Below are 14,575 nucleotides of genomic sequence, written 5' to 3' on the forward strand. Positions count from 1 at the left end.
GTTTCTCTCTCTCCTTTTATTTTTTTGAACCAAAATTATGATATCACATTAACTGATAAAATTAAAAGGAAAGTAACTATCAATTACTTCCCTTTCCTAAATTCAACAATAACATTCAAGTTATTTTCATCATCATAAAAATATATTATATATCCATTATCTACTACATATGTTTTTAATGTCATTACATCTAAATAATTAAATGCATATTTATACTCACATACTAATGTATCAAATTCAAAATCAAACGGTAATTGATTATATGCAAACTCAACATAGAAGGCATTATTTAAATGATTATAATAATCTAAATGAGAAGCTTCAACAACTTGTTTTGATTCCTTCACAAACTTTTGATTACGATCTAAATTAATTTTTCTGCCTTCATAATGCATTGGATGTTTTGTGCTTGAAGTGATTGCTTCAATCACATCAAGTGGTAATCGATACGGTGTTAATGTGTCCATGCTAATAAATGAACCTAAGCAATATGATTCAACTATAATCTCGTTATTTTTTCCATAAACTAACGAATTTCTATATCCTAAAAAAGGTTTAGTATCGTATGGAAAAGTTACTAAAGTTAATGCATCATTATAGACTGGCCATTTCTTTATATGAACATAGCGGTAATTTAATAAAATACCTACATTATTTTCTTTTGATAGTGCCGAAAGTGGCTCTATAGACTCAATATGAGACCCTTCTAAGTCTTGAATGACATCTATTAAGTCTTTGATTCTAATATGGTTATGAAAGCCAATTTCTGATGCTTTAACCACTCGGTTTTCTTTATACATATGCATACTCCTTAATACCATTATACTTTTTTTCACACATCTTTGAAAGGATATGTAATTTTTCAAAAAAATGTGATACCATATTATTATTGAAAGGAAGCCTCAACCATGAAATTTTTACTTAGACTTGTTTTTAACAGATTAATCCTATCATTATTAATTATCTTATTCTTCGCACTAGATTATAATTTTGTTAAATTAAATCCTGTCCAATATTATGCATTTGAAAAGCCAGTTGTTGCGGCTACTGAATACTATGAAATTGAATTAGGTGAAGCCAAATTCTATGTTCATATTGCTTATGATAACGAAAGAATACACTTAGTTCCAACAAATGAAGTTCCAAGTTCTTCTTTAACATTAAATAAACCTATCATCTCATGGTATTACTACGGTTTAGCTTTAGCATTAGCTAATATTATTCCATTTGGATTTTTCTTCAAATCTAATAAGAAAAAAGATAAGAAAAAACGTTAAAATTTAAAAAGGACATAATGAAGTAGTCAGTACTTTGTAGACATAAAAAATTATCTAAACCCTAATTCAGTTCTATACTGTATTGGGGTTTTATATTTTAATGAGTATGCGAGTCTTTCATTATTAAAATATGCTACATACTTTTTAATAATTTCTAATGGTTTATCACTATGATAAAAATCATAATCATATTTAAGTTCGTCTTTAATCCAACCATTAAGTGATTCAACAATTGGATTATCTGTAGGGGTTGCTATTCTCGACATTGATCTTTTTATGGTATGATTAAATAAAGAGTTGAAGCCTCTTGAGGTATATATTGCTCCTTGATCAGAGTGCACAATCGTGTCAAGGTTCATATATCCTCTTTTTTCTTTTTCATCTATAAAGTTTTTTGCAGCATTATAATGATTTATTGGACTTAAACCATAATTACTGCGTCTTATATCGTAGGCTATAATTGTATTATCGAATAAATCAATATATAGATTCCAGTCATATTTACCACTTTTATGAGTGAGTATTGTTGTATCTGTACATACTTTCTCAAATGGACGACTTGCATCAAAATCATGTAGTAAATTTGGATAAATCTCATGTTCTTTTCCAGCCTTGTGTCGCTTTATTCTTGCTTTTGAACGAATACCTAATAACTTACAACACTTATGACATAAAAGATCTGAAAAGTATCAATTTGTTTTATCTCTAATATACGATGCTCTATGTTTATATCCCCATATCTTATGTTTAACATAAGTTTCTTTAATTTCTTCTATTAACCATAATCTATTTGCTTGGTATCTGTTTATGATACCTTTTCTTTTTACCCATTTATAATATCCAGAACGCGATACACTCATATATAGACATAAGCTTTCAATATTCATTTCTTTACTTAATAAATCTATGATTTCGTATTCACTTTGGATTGTCTTTTTAATTTTATTTCCATCACCTCCTCGGTTGTGTATCCTTTTTTTAAACGTTCATTCTCTATTCTTAATTTCATATTTTCATATTGAAGTTGTTCTAATTCTGAGAGTTTTTTCTTACGACTGAATTTAGTTAGTGGGTTTCCTGGTTTTCTTTTATTCTATAATGCCTCTATTCCACCTTCATTATATTTTCTAATCCAGTTTGATATCATTCCATGAGATACATTATTTTTTCTTCCTAGTTCCATGGCACTATATTCACCCGATAGAACCAGCTTAACATATTTATATTTTGCTTCTTTACTCCAGTAACGTGATTCAGTTTTATTCTTAACACCTTTGGGTCTTCCCATTAATTGTTCCTCCTGATAAATAAATTATACAAAAAAGATGCTAGTAGTTTTTTGTGTCTACTAACATCTTACTATTTCAATAAGTCTTTTTTTTATTTGATTTTGTATTTAACTTTGTTTAAATCAGCAATTTCTTTCACGCCTAGAATAACCATAATCTTCTTTAAATCGTAAATAAATTTATTGATTATTTCTACTGCTTCTTCATAATCTAATTTATATAAATTTAAGAAAAATTTAGACATACCTACTGCTTTTGCTCCTAAGACTAAAGATTTAATAACATCAAGTGGATTTCTAATACCTCCTGATGCATAAATATTTAAATCTTTTTCATTTTTTAATTGAATTAATATATCTGCAGTATCTAAACTAAAATCTTCTAAATAACTATAATCGTCTTTACCTCGTTTGGTTTCAATTTCTAAGAAGTTAGTGCCACCACTTCCAGCAACATCAATGTTTTTCACGCCTAATGTTTTCAACTTATTAATTGTTTTTTGACTCAAACCCATACCAACCTGTTTAACAACTACAGGCTTATCTAAGCCATTAACAATAGACTTAATATTTTCACTCCACTTTGTGAAATCTCTATCACCTTCAGGCATGACTAACTCTTGTACCAAATTAAGGTGAATACTTAATGCATTAGCATCAATCATTGTTATTGCTCTTTTAGCATCTTCTAATTGATAGTTTGGGTTAATATTGCCAACTAAAATTCCTTTGTGATTTAATCTTGTTACTTTAAATGAATCCTCAAAATTAGAATCCTTTAAAGCAATAGATTGACTTCCTGTAACCATAGGAATGTTAAAGTGACTAGCTAATTTAGATAAGAATTCATTAATTTGATGTGCTTTTTCTGATCCACCTGTCATGGCATTGATATAAATCGGATAAGAAATTTCATATCCTAGATAACTAGATTTTAAATTAACATCATTTACGCCAAAATCAGGTAAATCTGTTGATTCTAATACAATATCATCAAATCGATTAGCTTTTTCTTTTTGTAGAAGTGCTAACCTAATATGATCATCTTTTCTACTACTACTCATCATAACTCCAAACTTTCATTTCAAGCGGAAACAATTTCGCATCTTCCCATGCTTTAAATAAATCTATCTTATTTTCTATTTGATTTAAAATTGCAAACCCACAGTCACCAAATCCTGCGCCAGATGATTTAGCTAAATACCCAAAACTTTCTGCAATCTCAATCATTTTTTTAAATGGTTCTGATTCAATAATAATACCAGCTTCATTTTCTAATTCTTGAAGCATCTCACGATAAACCTTCACCATATGTTTCATTGTGTAATAATCATTTCTAATCAATGCTTCTTTAAATTGTGTAACAACTAAATAAGTTTTATTTAAGAAGTTTTGATACCAAGGACTGTTATTAAGCTTTAAAACCTTCTCAGTATATGTTTTTGTTGACATTGATAGTCCACTAAAACAAATTGCCAGTTCCATTTTTGGGTGATCTAATTTTTCAATTTTCAATTGTGGCCAAGTTGATTCCATAAATTCATCAATTTGACCTTTTTTATTTAATACCCAAACTAAATCATAACGTTTATAATGAACCCAACCACCATATATAGAGGCTGCAAGTTCACCACCACTTGTGACATCATTAATTTCTATTTGTGCTAAAACGGAAAGTTTGAATAAATCCAACTCCGTAAAATCAACATGGTGATACCTTAAAATTCCTTTGATAATTGCGATAATAACTGCACCTGATGAACCTAAGCCATATTTCTTATGGTCTTGATTCGTTAACTCTGATTCTAAAGTAATGCGATAAATTGATGGAATAACCTTTTTATACTTTAAGTACATATGAGCTACATAGATTGCTGCCTTAGCATGTTGTAATGAGTCATACATTAAAACAGGCATCTTCTCAGACATCATCCATTTGAAACGCCCCATTTCAGAAGAGAATTCATAGTCAGTTGCTGCTTCAATTTGCAAATTAACAAACTTATCAATCGCAACTAAAACAGCCTCATTACCAGACTTTAATATTGAATATTCGCCAATAATATATAATTTCCCAGGAATTTTTAGTGTTATCAAATGATTTTAGCTCCTTCCCCTTTGTAACATACTGTTACCTTAGCTAACTTCTCATAACTACCAATGACATCTTTAATATACTCTTTTTTAGTTAAAATCTTTACATTTGGACCGGCATCCATTGTTGCATATACTGGGAATCCTTGTCCTCTTAATTTTTCAGTTAAATCAATAATTTTAAATGATTGATCGGTCAAATAATCAATGCCATCTTCTTGCATGTAATAATGCATTAACATCGCATGAGATTCAGCGATTCCACCAACTGTGTCAAAATCATCATTGATAAATGCTTCTTTGATTTGTTCAATGAAATCATTCGTATTTTCAATCCAATCATTTTTATTTTCTTCATTTTTAGTAAGTTCTAGCATAGCATCTCTTGATGATATTTTTTTCTCGCGATCATCAACCATACAAACTAAGACTGCCATATCTTCAAATCCATTAAATGGTTCAGCATATGAAGATAAGTGATCATACCCTTCATTCCAAAATGCAAATCCACCATATATTGAACGAGCAGCTGAACCACTACCCAATCTAGCAAGACTTGATAGTTCTTTTTCACTCAAATCAATACCATAAGCTCTAGTAGCCGCTAATGCTAATGCAGCAAATGCACTTGAACTTGATGCAACTCCTGCTTTTTTAGGGACATAGTTTTCTGATTCAATCATTGCATAATAAGGAATATTATACATTTGTCTAATTTTTGATAGATACTTTGTCACTCTTTCATATTCAGGACCAGTAATATATCTTTGGTCGATATATAATTGGTCTTCTATTAATTCTTTCTTATAATGAACGGTTGTTTTCGTATAAAACTTATCTAATGTGAAACTTAAAGATGATGTTAAAGGTAAATTTAATTCAATATCTTTTTTACCCCAATATTTGATTAATGCGATATTTACGTGTGCTTTTGCGGTTGCCTTCATATAATAATTTCCTTCAAGTCATAAAACCATGTGTTATCTGCACCAACTTGTTTTAAAGCATCAGAAATTAAAATTGCTTGTTCAGTATGCTTAGCAAGAGCAATCATACAACCACCCTTACCGCCACCTGTTAACTTAGCACCAAGTGCACCATTAGCTAAAGCTACTTCTACTAATTTTTCTAATTTTTCATCTGATACATTAATACTTCTTAACAATTGGTGTGCTTCAGTCATTGCTAAACCAAGTCTAATAACCTCATTGTTTTCTAAATATATTTTTGCTTCATTTGTTAATTGTTCTAATCTATCCATAACTGGGTTAACAACAGTTGGATTTTCATTCCAAAGTCTTTTGACTTCGCTAACTGCTTCTTTAGTTAATCCTTTAACCCCAGTATCAGCAACAATTAAAACTGCATCCATTTTTAATTCAATGACGCTTTTTCCTAAATCTTTTTGATAAAACACTGCTTTTCCAGATGCAATTGTTGTAGAATCTAGTCCACTTGGATTTAAGTGGTGAATTTGTTCAGCAATATCTACAAAGTGATTTAATCTATCTTGTGTTAATTGAACATCAAATGCATCAAACAATGATCGAACAACTGCAATAGATACAGCTGCTGATGAACCCAATCCTCTTTGCGCAGGCAAATTAGATTCAATTTTGATGTGAATATTTTTAAATGGCTGATTTAAATATACTAAAACAATATTAATTAATTGTTTAATTCCAAACAATACGTCCGGTGCTTCTTCTAAATTCCCTTTAAAGTAAATACAATCTATTGTAATTGGTGCATCAGTTTTATACACTTTTGATGAAATTTGTGCTTGATTAAAAGGAAGTGCAATGGCAGGTTTACCATAAACAACTGAGTGTTCACCAATTAATATGATTTTGCCACTAGCGACCCCTAATCCTAAATCGTCCATAAAACTTTCGCTCGCTTTCTATCTATCATTATATCATAATATGATACAATGAAAATAGTTAACAATTGAAAGGAATTTATATATGGCTGACATATTATTAAAATTAAGAGTTAAGAATTTTGGAGAAATGAAAATTGAATTATATCCTGAAATTGTACCAAACACAGTTGCTAATTTTGTGGATTATGTTGAATCTAAATTCTTCAATGGCTTAATTTTCCATAGAATCATCAAAAACTTTATGATTCAAGGTGGTGGTGGGGTTGAAAAGAAACGCCCTATCAAAGGTGAATTCACTGCGAATGGATTCAAAAATGAATTAAAACACACTAAGGGTGTCATTTCTATGGCTAGAACAAGTGACCCTAATTCAGCGACTTCTCAATTCTTTATTATGCATAAAGATGCTCCACATTTAGATGGACAATATGCTGCATTTGGTAAAGTTATTGAAGGTTTAGAAATCATTGATAAGATTGCTACTGTTAGAACAGATTATTATGACAAACCTTACGAAAATGTAGTTATTGAATCATTTGAAGTTATTGAAAAAAACGTAGATTTACCTAAAGTCCAATACGTATGAAGAAAATAGTTGTCATTGGTGGTACCAATATCGATTTATTAGCACACACCTTTGATCAAGTGGTTTTAGAAGATTCAAATCCGGGATATATCAATAAATCATTTGGTGGAGTTGCTAGGAACATTGCAGAAAATCTCGCTAGATTAGGTATGGATGTAACACTACTTACGGCGTTAGGTAAAGATGCAATGAGTTTTGTTTCTTTAGCAAAAAGAATTAACTTAAAGTTAAGTTATCAACAAATCAGTCAAACACCTACTTATCTTGCAGTTCATAATAAAAATGGTGAAATGGTTGTTGCAGTATCTGCAATGGAAGAGTTTGAAAAATTGAATGAGAATTTTATCTTAAAGCATTCTAAACTTATTGAAGATGCTGATATTGTTGTTTTAGATGCTAATTTAAGTGAAAGTGCACTTTCATTTTTGTTTAAAAACTATAAGAAAACTTATTATGTAGATTTAATCAGTTCGCATAAAGCCTATAAATTCTTACCTTATATTTCAAAAATTCATACATTAAAAATTAATGAAGTTGAAGGAAAAAAAATTTCTAATAAAGAAAATCCATATGATATTGGGCAAGAATTATTAAACCAAGGTTTAAAGAGCGTATATTTAACACTTGGAAAAAATGGGGCTTATAATTTCACAAATAAGCAAACTGATTTTTATCAGAAATCATTTGAATCTAAGATGCAAAATGATACTGGTGCTGGAGATGCGTTTTTTGCTGGAGTCATTTTTGCTGAACAAGAGAACATTAATCCATTGAAAACAGGAACAATTCTAGCTCACATGACACTTCAAACAAAAGATACAGTCAATAAAAAAATTAAACCTAGCTTAGTCATGAGTTTAGTTAAGGAGAAATAATATGAATCAATATATTGATATTCATCCTAGAGTTTTAAAAGCTATTCGTAACAACGAACCAGTCGTTGCATTAGAATCTACCATTATCTCTCATGGTATGCCTTATCCACAAAATGTAGAGATGGCTTTATCCGTTGAAAAAATAATTGAAAATGAAGGTGCAGTACCTGCTACAATTGCGATTATTGATGGTCGTATTAAAGTTGGTTTAACTCCTGATGAAATTACTAAATTAGCTCAATTAAAAAATGTTTTAAAAGTATCTAAGCGTGATTTCGGTTACTGTATTTCAAAAAAATATAATGGAGCAACAACTGTTTCTGCTACCATGCTTGTTGCATCAATGGTAGGAATCAAAGTATTTGCTACTGGTGGTATTGGTGGTGTTCACCGTGATGCCCAACAAACATTTGATATCTCAAGAGATTTAGAAGAACTTGCTAATGAAAATGTTTGTGTTGTATGTGCTGGTGCAAAATCAATTCTAGATTTAAACTTAACTTTAGAATATTTAGAAACAAAAGGCGTTGAAATCATTGGTTATCAAACAGATGAACTTCCAGCATTCTACACTAGAGAATCCGGATTACATGTTGATTATCAATTAGATACTCCTGAAGAAGTTGCTAAATTAATTCACGTTAAATGGTCTTTAGGACTAAAAGGTGGTATTGTTGTAGCAAATCCAATTTCTAAATTATATTCAATGGATAAATCTATAATTGATCAAGAAATTGAAAAAGCACTTCTTCTTGCTAAAGAAAACAATATTAAAGGTAAAGAAATTACACCTTTCTTATTAAGTAAGATTAAAGCACTTACAGAAGGCAAGAGTTTAGATGCTAATATTCAACTTGTTTATAATAATGCAAAATTAGCTGCACAAATTGCAGTTTGTTATGAAAAATTATGATTAAATTTTCATGCATTATCATTTGATATTATTTATTTGCTGTGATAAAATTAATACCGATAGAAGGGGAGTAGTTTCCCAAAAATTAATCGTCAATACGGTCTAAAAGACCCGGTTAATTTTCAAGTTGAACTTGTAACGAGACCTTCAAGACCATTTACTGGTTTTGATGGTCTTTATTTTTTGAAAAATATATGAGGAGGAAACATGAAAAAAATATATCAACTATCAACTGATGAAATCCTAAAAGAATTAGGAACATCAAACCAAGGTTTATCTACTGAAGAGGCTAGTAAGCGTCTTTCAACAAACGGTAAGAATAAACTTGATGAAGCAAAAAAGAGACATTTTATTTTAAGGTTCTTAGATCAATTCAAAGACTTCATGGTAATTGTTTTATTAGTTGCTGCTGCTATTTCATTTATTGCTGCAATTTTAGAAAACAAAATGACTGAAACCTTTGAAGGGGTATTAATTCTAGCAATCGTTGTCATCAACGCTTTATTAGGGTTAATGCAAGAAGCTAAAGCGGAAAAGGCTTTAGAATCAATTAAAAAAATGTCAGCACCACATGCTACAGTTATTCGTGATGGTAAAGAAGTTGTCTTAGATGTAGAAGACATTGTTGTTGGTGACATCATTGTCTTACAAGCCGGCGACTATATACCTGCTGACGTTAGGATCATTCAATCTGTAAACTTAAAAGCTGATGAATCTGCTTTAACCGGTGAACCAGTCCCAGTTGAAAAGATTACTGATGCAATTCATAAAGATGAAGTCCCTCTTGGCGATAGGGTCAACTTAGGTTTCATGAGTACAGTTGTTACTTATGGACGCGGGTTAGCTGTTGTAACTTCTGTTGGTATGCAAACTGAAATCGGTAAAATTGCTGAAATGTTATCAAATACAGAAACTGAAGAAACACCACTTCAAAAGAGTATCGCTCAATTAGGAAAAACATTAGCAATTATTGCTTTTATTATCGTAGGTGTAATTTTTGCAATCCAAATTATTACAGCTTTAGTTAAGGGCGTTAGTCCTGACTGGTTAGAAGCATTTATGAGTTCAGTTGCCTTAGCGGTTGCTGCAATTCCTGAAGGCTTACCTGCTATTATCACAATTGTTCTATCACTTGGTATGACAAATCTAGTTAAACAAAGAGCAATCATGAGAACATTACCAGCAGTTGAAACTTTAGGTTCAACATCAATTATTTGTTCAGATAAAACAGGTACATTAACTCAAAACGTGATGACAATTACTGATACTTATTTATATCAACAAAACGATAAAGTAAGCGACTTAAAATCAGTTGAAGGTTCTTTAAAGAAATTAGTTGATTTTGGTGTATTATGTAATGATACAAAAGTTCGAGTTAAAGATGATAAATTCTTAAAAATTGGTGATCCAACTGAAATTGCTTTAACGGACCTTGCAATTAACACAGGATTCAATCCACTTGATATACTTGCAAACTTCCCAAGAGTACATGAATTACCATTCGACTCAAACCGCAAATTAATGACAACAGTTCATGAAATCGATGGTAAATTCGTTTCTATTACAAAAGGTGCTCCAGATATTGTCTTATCACGTTCTGTATCATATGAAGTTAATGGTCATGTTGAAACAATCAATGATAAAGTATCTAATGTTTATTTAACTGAAAACAATAATATGGCTGATAGAGCTTTACGCGTATTAGCAGTTGCTTATAAAGTATTTGATAAAAATACTGATATTACAAAACTATTACACACTGAATTAGAAAATGATTTAACAATGCTAGGTTTAGTTGGTATGATTGACCCAGCAAGACCTGAAGTAAAAGATGCTATCGTAGAAACTAAACGTGCTGGAATCACTACAATCATGATTACTGGTGACCATAAAAACACTGCTGTTGCAATCGCAACTGAATTAGGTATTTTAGAAAATGGTCATTTAGCAATTACAGGTAAAGAATTAGATCAAATGTCTGATGAGGAGTTTGATGCTAAATTATCTCAAATTAGAGTTTATGCACGTGTATCACCAGAAAATAAAGTTAGAATTGTTACTGCTTGGAAAAAAACTGGTTTAATTGTAGCGATGACTGGCGATGGTGTTAACGATGCGCCATCAATCAAAAAAGCTGATATCGGTATTGCAATGGGTATTACAGGTACTGAAGTTGCTAAGGGTGCGGCTGATATGATTCTTACAGATGATAACTTCGCAACAATTGTTGGTGCTGTATCAGAAGGTCGTGCAATCTTCGCAAATATTAAAAAGGCAATTCACTTCTTACTTTCATGTAATATCGGCGAAATTGTTACCATTTTATTAGGCGTTACATTAGGTTTAGCATTGTTCCCAAATGTTGAAAATTTAGTCATTTTAAGTGCTGTACAAATTCTTTGGGTTAACCTAGTAACTGACTCATTCATGGCAATTGCAATCGGTTTAGATCCTAAAGAACCTGATATTATGAACTACCCTCCACGTGATAATTCTAAATCAATCTTTGCTGATGGTTTAGGATTTAGAATTGGATGGCAAGGAATTATGATTGGTTCATTAACTTTTGCTGCATTCTTTATCGGATATAACATTGCACCTGCTGATCATGAATTAATCCATGCGCAAACATTAACATTCATGGTATTATCAATTTCTCAATTATTCCATTCATTTAACGTTCGTTCAGAAAAATATTCAATCTTCCAATTAAAACCAAATAAATACTTAATTATGGCGTTCTTTGGCTGTTTAGCACTTCAATTAGTGACTGTATTTGTTCCAGCAATTGCTGAAAATGTGTTTAAAGTTGATGATGTTCATTATTGGAGATTTATTGATTGGATGGTCGTGATTGGATTATCAATCACACCTTTAGTTGTTGTAGAAATTCAAAAGCTTATTAAACGTTTTTTAAATAAATAATCTTAACAATTAACCATATATCTATTAATTAGGTATATGGTTTTTTTATGTTTGTTAAATAAAAAAAACCACCTAGTAATAGGTGGTCAAATGAAATTCAAGTGTGCATAAGCCATGTTCTGTAGAAGATAAATCTTCTTGTGACTATTAATCTCAGGGTTTACCTGCAAGTTATACATTGCTGTACTTCTCGTGCCCCTACCAAATTTGGGTTGCTAGCTTGAGGGGTTTACCGCGTTTCATCCTATATATTTCTATATAGACTCGTCTCTGTGGCACGTTAAGATGCTTGTTCATAGTTTCCCTTAGAATGTTGCATCGCCGTTACGATTACTCGTACCCAGAGTTATTTATTCCTCTGGCACAAACACTACATACCACGAGGGTATGTGCTAGCATGGACTTTCCTAACAAACACGAAGTTTGCTCAGTCACCTTCCACTTAAATTCCAATTTATTTTATCATATTATTGATTAGATTGCGTCTTTTCTTGATAAGTCAACGCGACCTTTTTCATCAATCTTAATTACTTTAACGATGATTTGATCTCCAACTGCAACTTTACCTTCTAATGTTTCAGTTCTTTCTTTATCCCATTTAGAGATATGTACTAGACCTTCTGTTCCTGGGAAGATTTCAGCGAATACACCTTGGATTTTCTTACCATCTTTATCCATTAATAAGCGCGTAACTTTAGCTTCGTAGATTTCTCCAACTTTAGCTTCTCTTACTAAGTTTAAGATATGTTCAGCTGCTTTATTGATCCATTCTGAATCTTGGTGCATAATCATTACACGACCATCTTGTTCAATGTCAATCTTAACATTGTTATGATCTTCAATGATTTGAGTAATAATCTTACCACCTGAACCAATGACATCACGAATCTTATCAGGATTAATCTTAATCATTTTAACTTTTGGAGCATTCTTAGATACTTCTGGTCTAACTTCAGAAATTGTTCCATTCATGTGTTCTAAGATATGTAAGCGTCCTAAACGAGCTTGTTCAAGTGCTTCTTCCATAATTTCTTTTGTAATACCTGTAATCTTAATATCCATTTGTAAAGCAGTGATACCATCTTTTGTACCAGCAACTTTGAAGTCCATATCTCCTTCATGGTCTTCCATACCTTGGATATCAGATAAAATTGTATAGTGTTCGCCTTCTTTAATTAAACCCATCGCGATACCAGCAACTGGAGCCTTAATTGGAACACCAGCAGCCATTAAAGCCATTGTACCAACACAGATTGTAGCTTGAGATGAAGAACCATTTGATTCTAAGATTTCAGATACAACACGAATTGAGTATGGGAACTCTTCTTCTGAAGGTAAAACTTGTAATAATGCTCTTTCGCCTAAAGCACCATGACCGATTTCACGACGTCCTGGCGCACCATATCTTCCAGTTTCACCAACTGAGAATGGAGGGAAATTATAATGTAACATGAAGCGTTTAGATACTTCTTCAGTTTCTAAACCATCAATAATTTGGTTTTCACCTAATGAACCTAATGTCACAATACCTAAAGCTTGAGTTTGTCCACGAGTGAATAATGCTGATCCGTGTGTTCTTGGTAATATATCTACTCTTGAACTTAATGGACGAATTTCATCAACTTTTCTTCCATCTGGTCTAACTTTATCTTCAGTAATTAATCTTCTAACTTCCTTTGTAACAATACCATCTAAAACTTGATTAACTTGTTTTAAATATTTTTTAGATGCTTCAGAGTCAAATACTTTAACGCCATCGATTTCTTTCCAGAAACTTACTTTAGCAAAGTGTTCTAAAGTTTCCGCTTTAATTTCATCGATTGCAGCATATCTTTCTAATTTATCAAAGATTGATACAGCTTTTACTAATCTTTCTTCAGCATAGGCTTTAACATCATTTGAGATTTGTTCGTCAATTTTAACTAATTCAGGGATGAATTTTTCTACACCAACTGCAGCTTTAATTGTTTCTTGGAATGCGCATAATTCTTTAATTGCTTCATGTCCAAATAAAATAGCCCCTAACATGTCAGCTTCGCTTACTTGTTTAGCACCAGCTTCAACCATGTTAATCGCTTCTTTTGTACCAGCGATTGTTAAATCGATATCTGATAACTCTTGTTGTTCAGGTGTTGGGTTAATAATGTATTCACCATTAACACGTCCAACATTCACTCCAGCAATAGGTCCTAAGAAAGGAATGTTTGAAATTTCTAATGCTAATGAAGAACCTAACATTGCAGCCATTGAGCTTGGAACGTTTGGATCTGCTGATAATACAGTATTTACGATTTGTACTTCATGACGATAACCTTCATCAAACATCGGTCTGATTGGTCTGTCAATTAATCTTGAAACTAATGTTTCATGTTCAGAAGGTCTACCTTCTCTTCTTAAGAATCCTCCAGGAATCTTACCTGCAGCGTATAACTTTTCTTGATAAATTACCATTAATGGGAAAAAGTCAGCTGGCGTATCTGATACTTTTGCAACAGCTGTTGATAATACCACAGTGTCACCATAATAGACTACAACAGCACCATGTGCTTGTTTAGCCATTTCTCCAACTTCAACACGAATTGTATTACCGTGGAAAGCTGTTTCAAATGTTTGCTTTGACATATAAAATCTCCTTCATTTTATATTTATGTTCTTTTATTTTCATATTGCCTTAACTATTATATCATTTATTTAAATAAATGGAGAATAAAATCATATTATGTAAAATAAAA

At 31.5% G+C, this 14,575-nt stretch carries 14 protein-coding genes and 1 other RNA gene; 5 read left to right on the top strand and 10 right to left on the bottom strand.

Going from position 1 to position 14,575, the window contains the following annotated elements; translation table 11 throughout:
• Window positions 1–83: 83 nt before the first annotated feature.
• Window positions 84–800, bottom strand: coding sequence for an acyl-ACP thioesterase domain-containing protein (locus tag EXC59_RS02485; RefSeq protein ID WP_035368311.1), 717 nt, complete (start codon window positions 798–800; stop codon window positions 84–86).
• Between the two features lie 108 nt (window positions 801–908).
• Between EXC59_RS02485 and EXC59_RS02490 the strand changes: the two genes are divergently transcribed.
• Window positions 909–1,277 (top strand): hypothetical protein, encoded by a 369-nt coding sequence (locus EXC59_RS02490; protein ID WP_035368310.1) that lies wholly within the window; start codon window positions 909–911, stop codon window positions 1,275–1,277.
• Between the two features lie 50 nt (window positions 1,278–1,327).
• On the opposite strand, the gene EXC59_RS07215 is transcribed toward EXC59_RS02490, so the two are convergent.
• From EXC59_RS07215 to mvk, 7 genes are all read right to left on the bottom strand, one after another.
• Window positions 1,328–1,636 (bottom strand): integrase core domain-containing protein, encoded by a 309-nt coding sequence (locus tag EXC59_RS07215; RefSeq protein WP_232034469.1) that lies wholly within the window; start codon window positions 1,634–1,636, stop codon window positions 1,328–1,330.
• Between the two features lie 330 nt (window positions 1,637–1,966).
• Window positions 1,967–2,137, bottom strand: a complete 171-nt coding sequence (locus tag EXC59_RS07075) for a hypothetical protein (protein ID WP_162849168.1) — start codon at window positions 2,135–2,137, stop codon at window positions 1,967–1,969.
• A 233-nt stretch (window positions 2,138–2,370) separates the two neighbouring features.
• Window positions 2,371–2,565 carry a helix-turn-helix domain-containing protein gene (locus EXC59_RS02500; protein WP_035369427.1) on the bottom strand — a complete coding sequence of 65 codons (195 nt, stop codon included), beginning with the start codon at window positions 2,563–2,565 and terminating at the stop codon, window positions 2,371–2,373.
• A 92-nt stretch (window positions 2,566–2,657) separates the two neighbouring features.
• Window positions 2,658–3,629 carry a type 2 isopentenyl-diphosphate Delta-isomerase gene (gene fni, locus EXC59_RS02505; RefSeq protein WP_035369425.1) on the bottom strand — a complete coding sequence of 324 codons (972 nt, stop codon included), beginning with the start codon at window positions 3,627–3,629 and terminating at the stop codon, window positions 2,658–2,660.
• Complete coding sequence (locus tag EXC59_RS02510; protein WP_035369424.1) at window positions 3,622–4,662, bottom strand: phosphomevalonate kinase; 1,041 nt, start codon at window positions 4,660–4,662, stop codon at window positions 3,622–3,624. The genes fni and EXC59_RS02510 overlap by 8 nt, the downstream gene beginning before the upstream one ends.
• Complete coding sequence (gene mvaD / locus EXC59_RS02515; protein WP_162164030.1) at window positions 4,659–5,606, bottom strand: diphosphomevalonate decarboxylase; 948 nt, start codon at window positions 5,604–5,606, stop codon at window positions 4,659–4,661. The genes EXC59_RS02510 and mvaD overlap by 4 nt, the downstream gene beginning before the upstream one ends.
• Complete coding sequence (gene mvk / locus EXC59_RS02520; protein WP_162164029.1) at window positions 5,603–6,544, bottom strand: mevalonate kinase; 942 nt, start codon at window positions 6,542–6,544, stop codon at window positions 5,603–5,605. The genes mvaD and mvk overlap by 4 nt, the downstream gene beginning before the upstream one ends.
• An 82-nt stretch (window positions 6,545–6,626) precedes the next feature.
• On the opposite strand from mvk, the gene EXC59_RS02525 reads away from it, so the two are divergent.
• The 4 genes from EXC59_RS02525 to EXC59_RS02540 all read left to right on the top strand — a co-directional run bounded on the left by EXC59_RS02525 (window position 6,627) and on the right by EXC59_RS02540 (window position 11,843).
• On the top strand, window positions 6,627–7,130 hold the full coding sequence (locus EXC59_RS02525; RefSeq protein ID WP_162164028.1) for a peptidylprolyl isomerase: 504 nt from the start codon (window positions 6,627–6,629) through the stop codon (window positions 7,128–7,130).
• Entirely contained in the window at window positions 7,127–8,005 is an 879-nt protein-coding gene (locus tag EXC59_RS02530; protein WP_035369415.1) for a carbohydrate kinase family protein, read from the top strand. Before EXC59_RS02525 ends, EXC59_RS02530 begins: the two co-directional genes overlap by 4 nt.
• A gap of 1 nt (window position 8,006) precedes the next feature.
• Complete coding sequence (locus EXC59_RS02535; protein ID WP_162164027.1) at window positions 8,007–8,918, top strand: pseudouridine-5'-phosphate glycosidase; 912 nt, start codon at window positions 8,007–8,009, stop codon at window positions 8,916–8,918.
• A gap of 207 nt (window positions 8,919–9,125) precedes the next feature.
• Window positions 9,126–11,843 (top strand): cation-translocating P-type ATPase, encoded by a 2,718-nt coding sequence (locus EXC59_RS02540; protein ID WP_035369412.1) that lies wholly within the window; start codon window positions 9,126–9,128, stop codon window positions 11,841–11,843.
• A 103-nt stretch (window positions 11,844–11,946) separates the two neighbouring features.
• Here EXC59_RS02540 and rnpB read toward each other — a convergent pair.
• Together rnpB and EXC59_RS02550 are read right to left on the bottom strand one after the other, a co-directional pair.
• An RNA gene (rnpB, locus tag EXC59_RS02545) (RNase P RNA component class B) lies at window positions 11,947–12,286 on the bottom strand.
• Window positions 12,287–12,317: 31 nt separating this feature from the next.
• Complete coding sequence (locus EXC59_RS02550) at window positions 12,318–14,465, bottom strand: polyribonucleotide nucleotidyltransferase (RefSeq protein WP_035369411.1); 2,148 nt, start codon at window positions 14,463–14,465, stop codon at window positions 12,318–12,320.
• Window positions 14,466–14,575 lie beyond the last annotated feature (110 nt).

Origin of the sequence: Acholeplasma hippikon, from assembly GCF_900660755.1 — a bacterium.
Classification (GTDB): Bacteria; Bacillota_I; Bacilli_A; order Acholeplasmatales; family Acholeplasmataceae; genus Acholeplasma; species Acholeplasma hippikon.

Bases quoted from the DNA above. Each gene is read 5' to 3' on its own strand.
- EXC59_RS02485 (WP_035368311.1), bottom strand. From the start codon at position 800: ATGTATAAAGAAAACCGAGTGGTTAAAGCATCAGAAATTGGCTTTCAT.
- EXC59_RS02490 (WP_035368310.1), top strand. From the start codon at position 909: ATGAAATTTTTACTTAGACTTGTTTTTAACAGATTAATCCTATCATTA.
- EXC59_RS07215 (WP_232034469.1), bottom strand. From the start codon at position 1,636: ATGAACCTTGACACGATTGTGCACTCTGATCAAGGAGCAATATATACC.
- EXC59_RS07075 (WP_162849168.1), bottom strand. From the start codon at position 2,137: ATGAGTGTATCGCGTTCTGGATATTATAAATGGGTAAAAAGAAAAGGT.
- EXC59_RS02500 (WP_035369427.1), bottom strand. From the start codon at position 2,565: ATGGGAAGACCCAAAGGTGTTAAGAATAAAACTGAATCACGTTACTGG.
- fni (WP_035369425.1), bottom strand. From the start codon at position 3,629: ATGAGTAGTAGTAGAAAAGATGATCATATTAGGTTAGCACTTCTACAA.
- mvaD (WP_162164030.1), bottom strand. From the start codon at position 5,606: ATGAAGGCAACCGCAAAAGCACACGTAAATATCGCATTAATCAAATAT.
- mvk (WP_162164029.1), bottom strand. From the start codon at position 6,544: ATGGACGATTTAGGATTAGGGGTCGCTAGTGGCAAAATCATATTAATT.
- EXC59_RS02525 (WP_162164028.1), top strand. From the start codon at position 6,627: ATGGCTGACATATTATTAAAATTAAGAGTTAAGAATTTTGGAGAAATG.
- EXC59_RS02530 (WP_035369415.1), top strand. From the start codon at position 7,127: ATGAAGAAAATAGTTGTCATTGGTGGTACCAATATCGATTTATTAGCA.
- EXC59_RS02535 (WP_162164027.1), top strand. From the start codon at position 8,007: ATGAATCAATATATTGATATTCATCCTAGAGTTTTAAAAGCTATTCGT.
- EXC59_RS02540 (WP_035369412.1), top strand. From the start codon at position 9,126: ATGAAAAAAATATATCAACTATCAACTGATGAAATCCTAAAAGAATTA.
- EXC59_RS02550 (WP_035369411.1), bottom strand. From the start codon at position 14,465: ATGTCAAAGCAAACATTTGAAACAGCTTTCCACGGTAATACAATTCGT.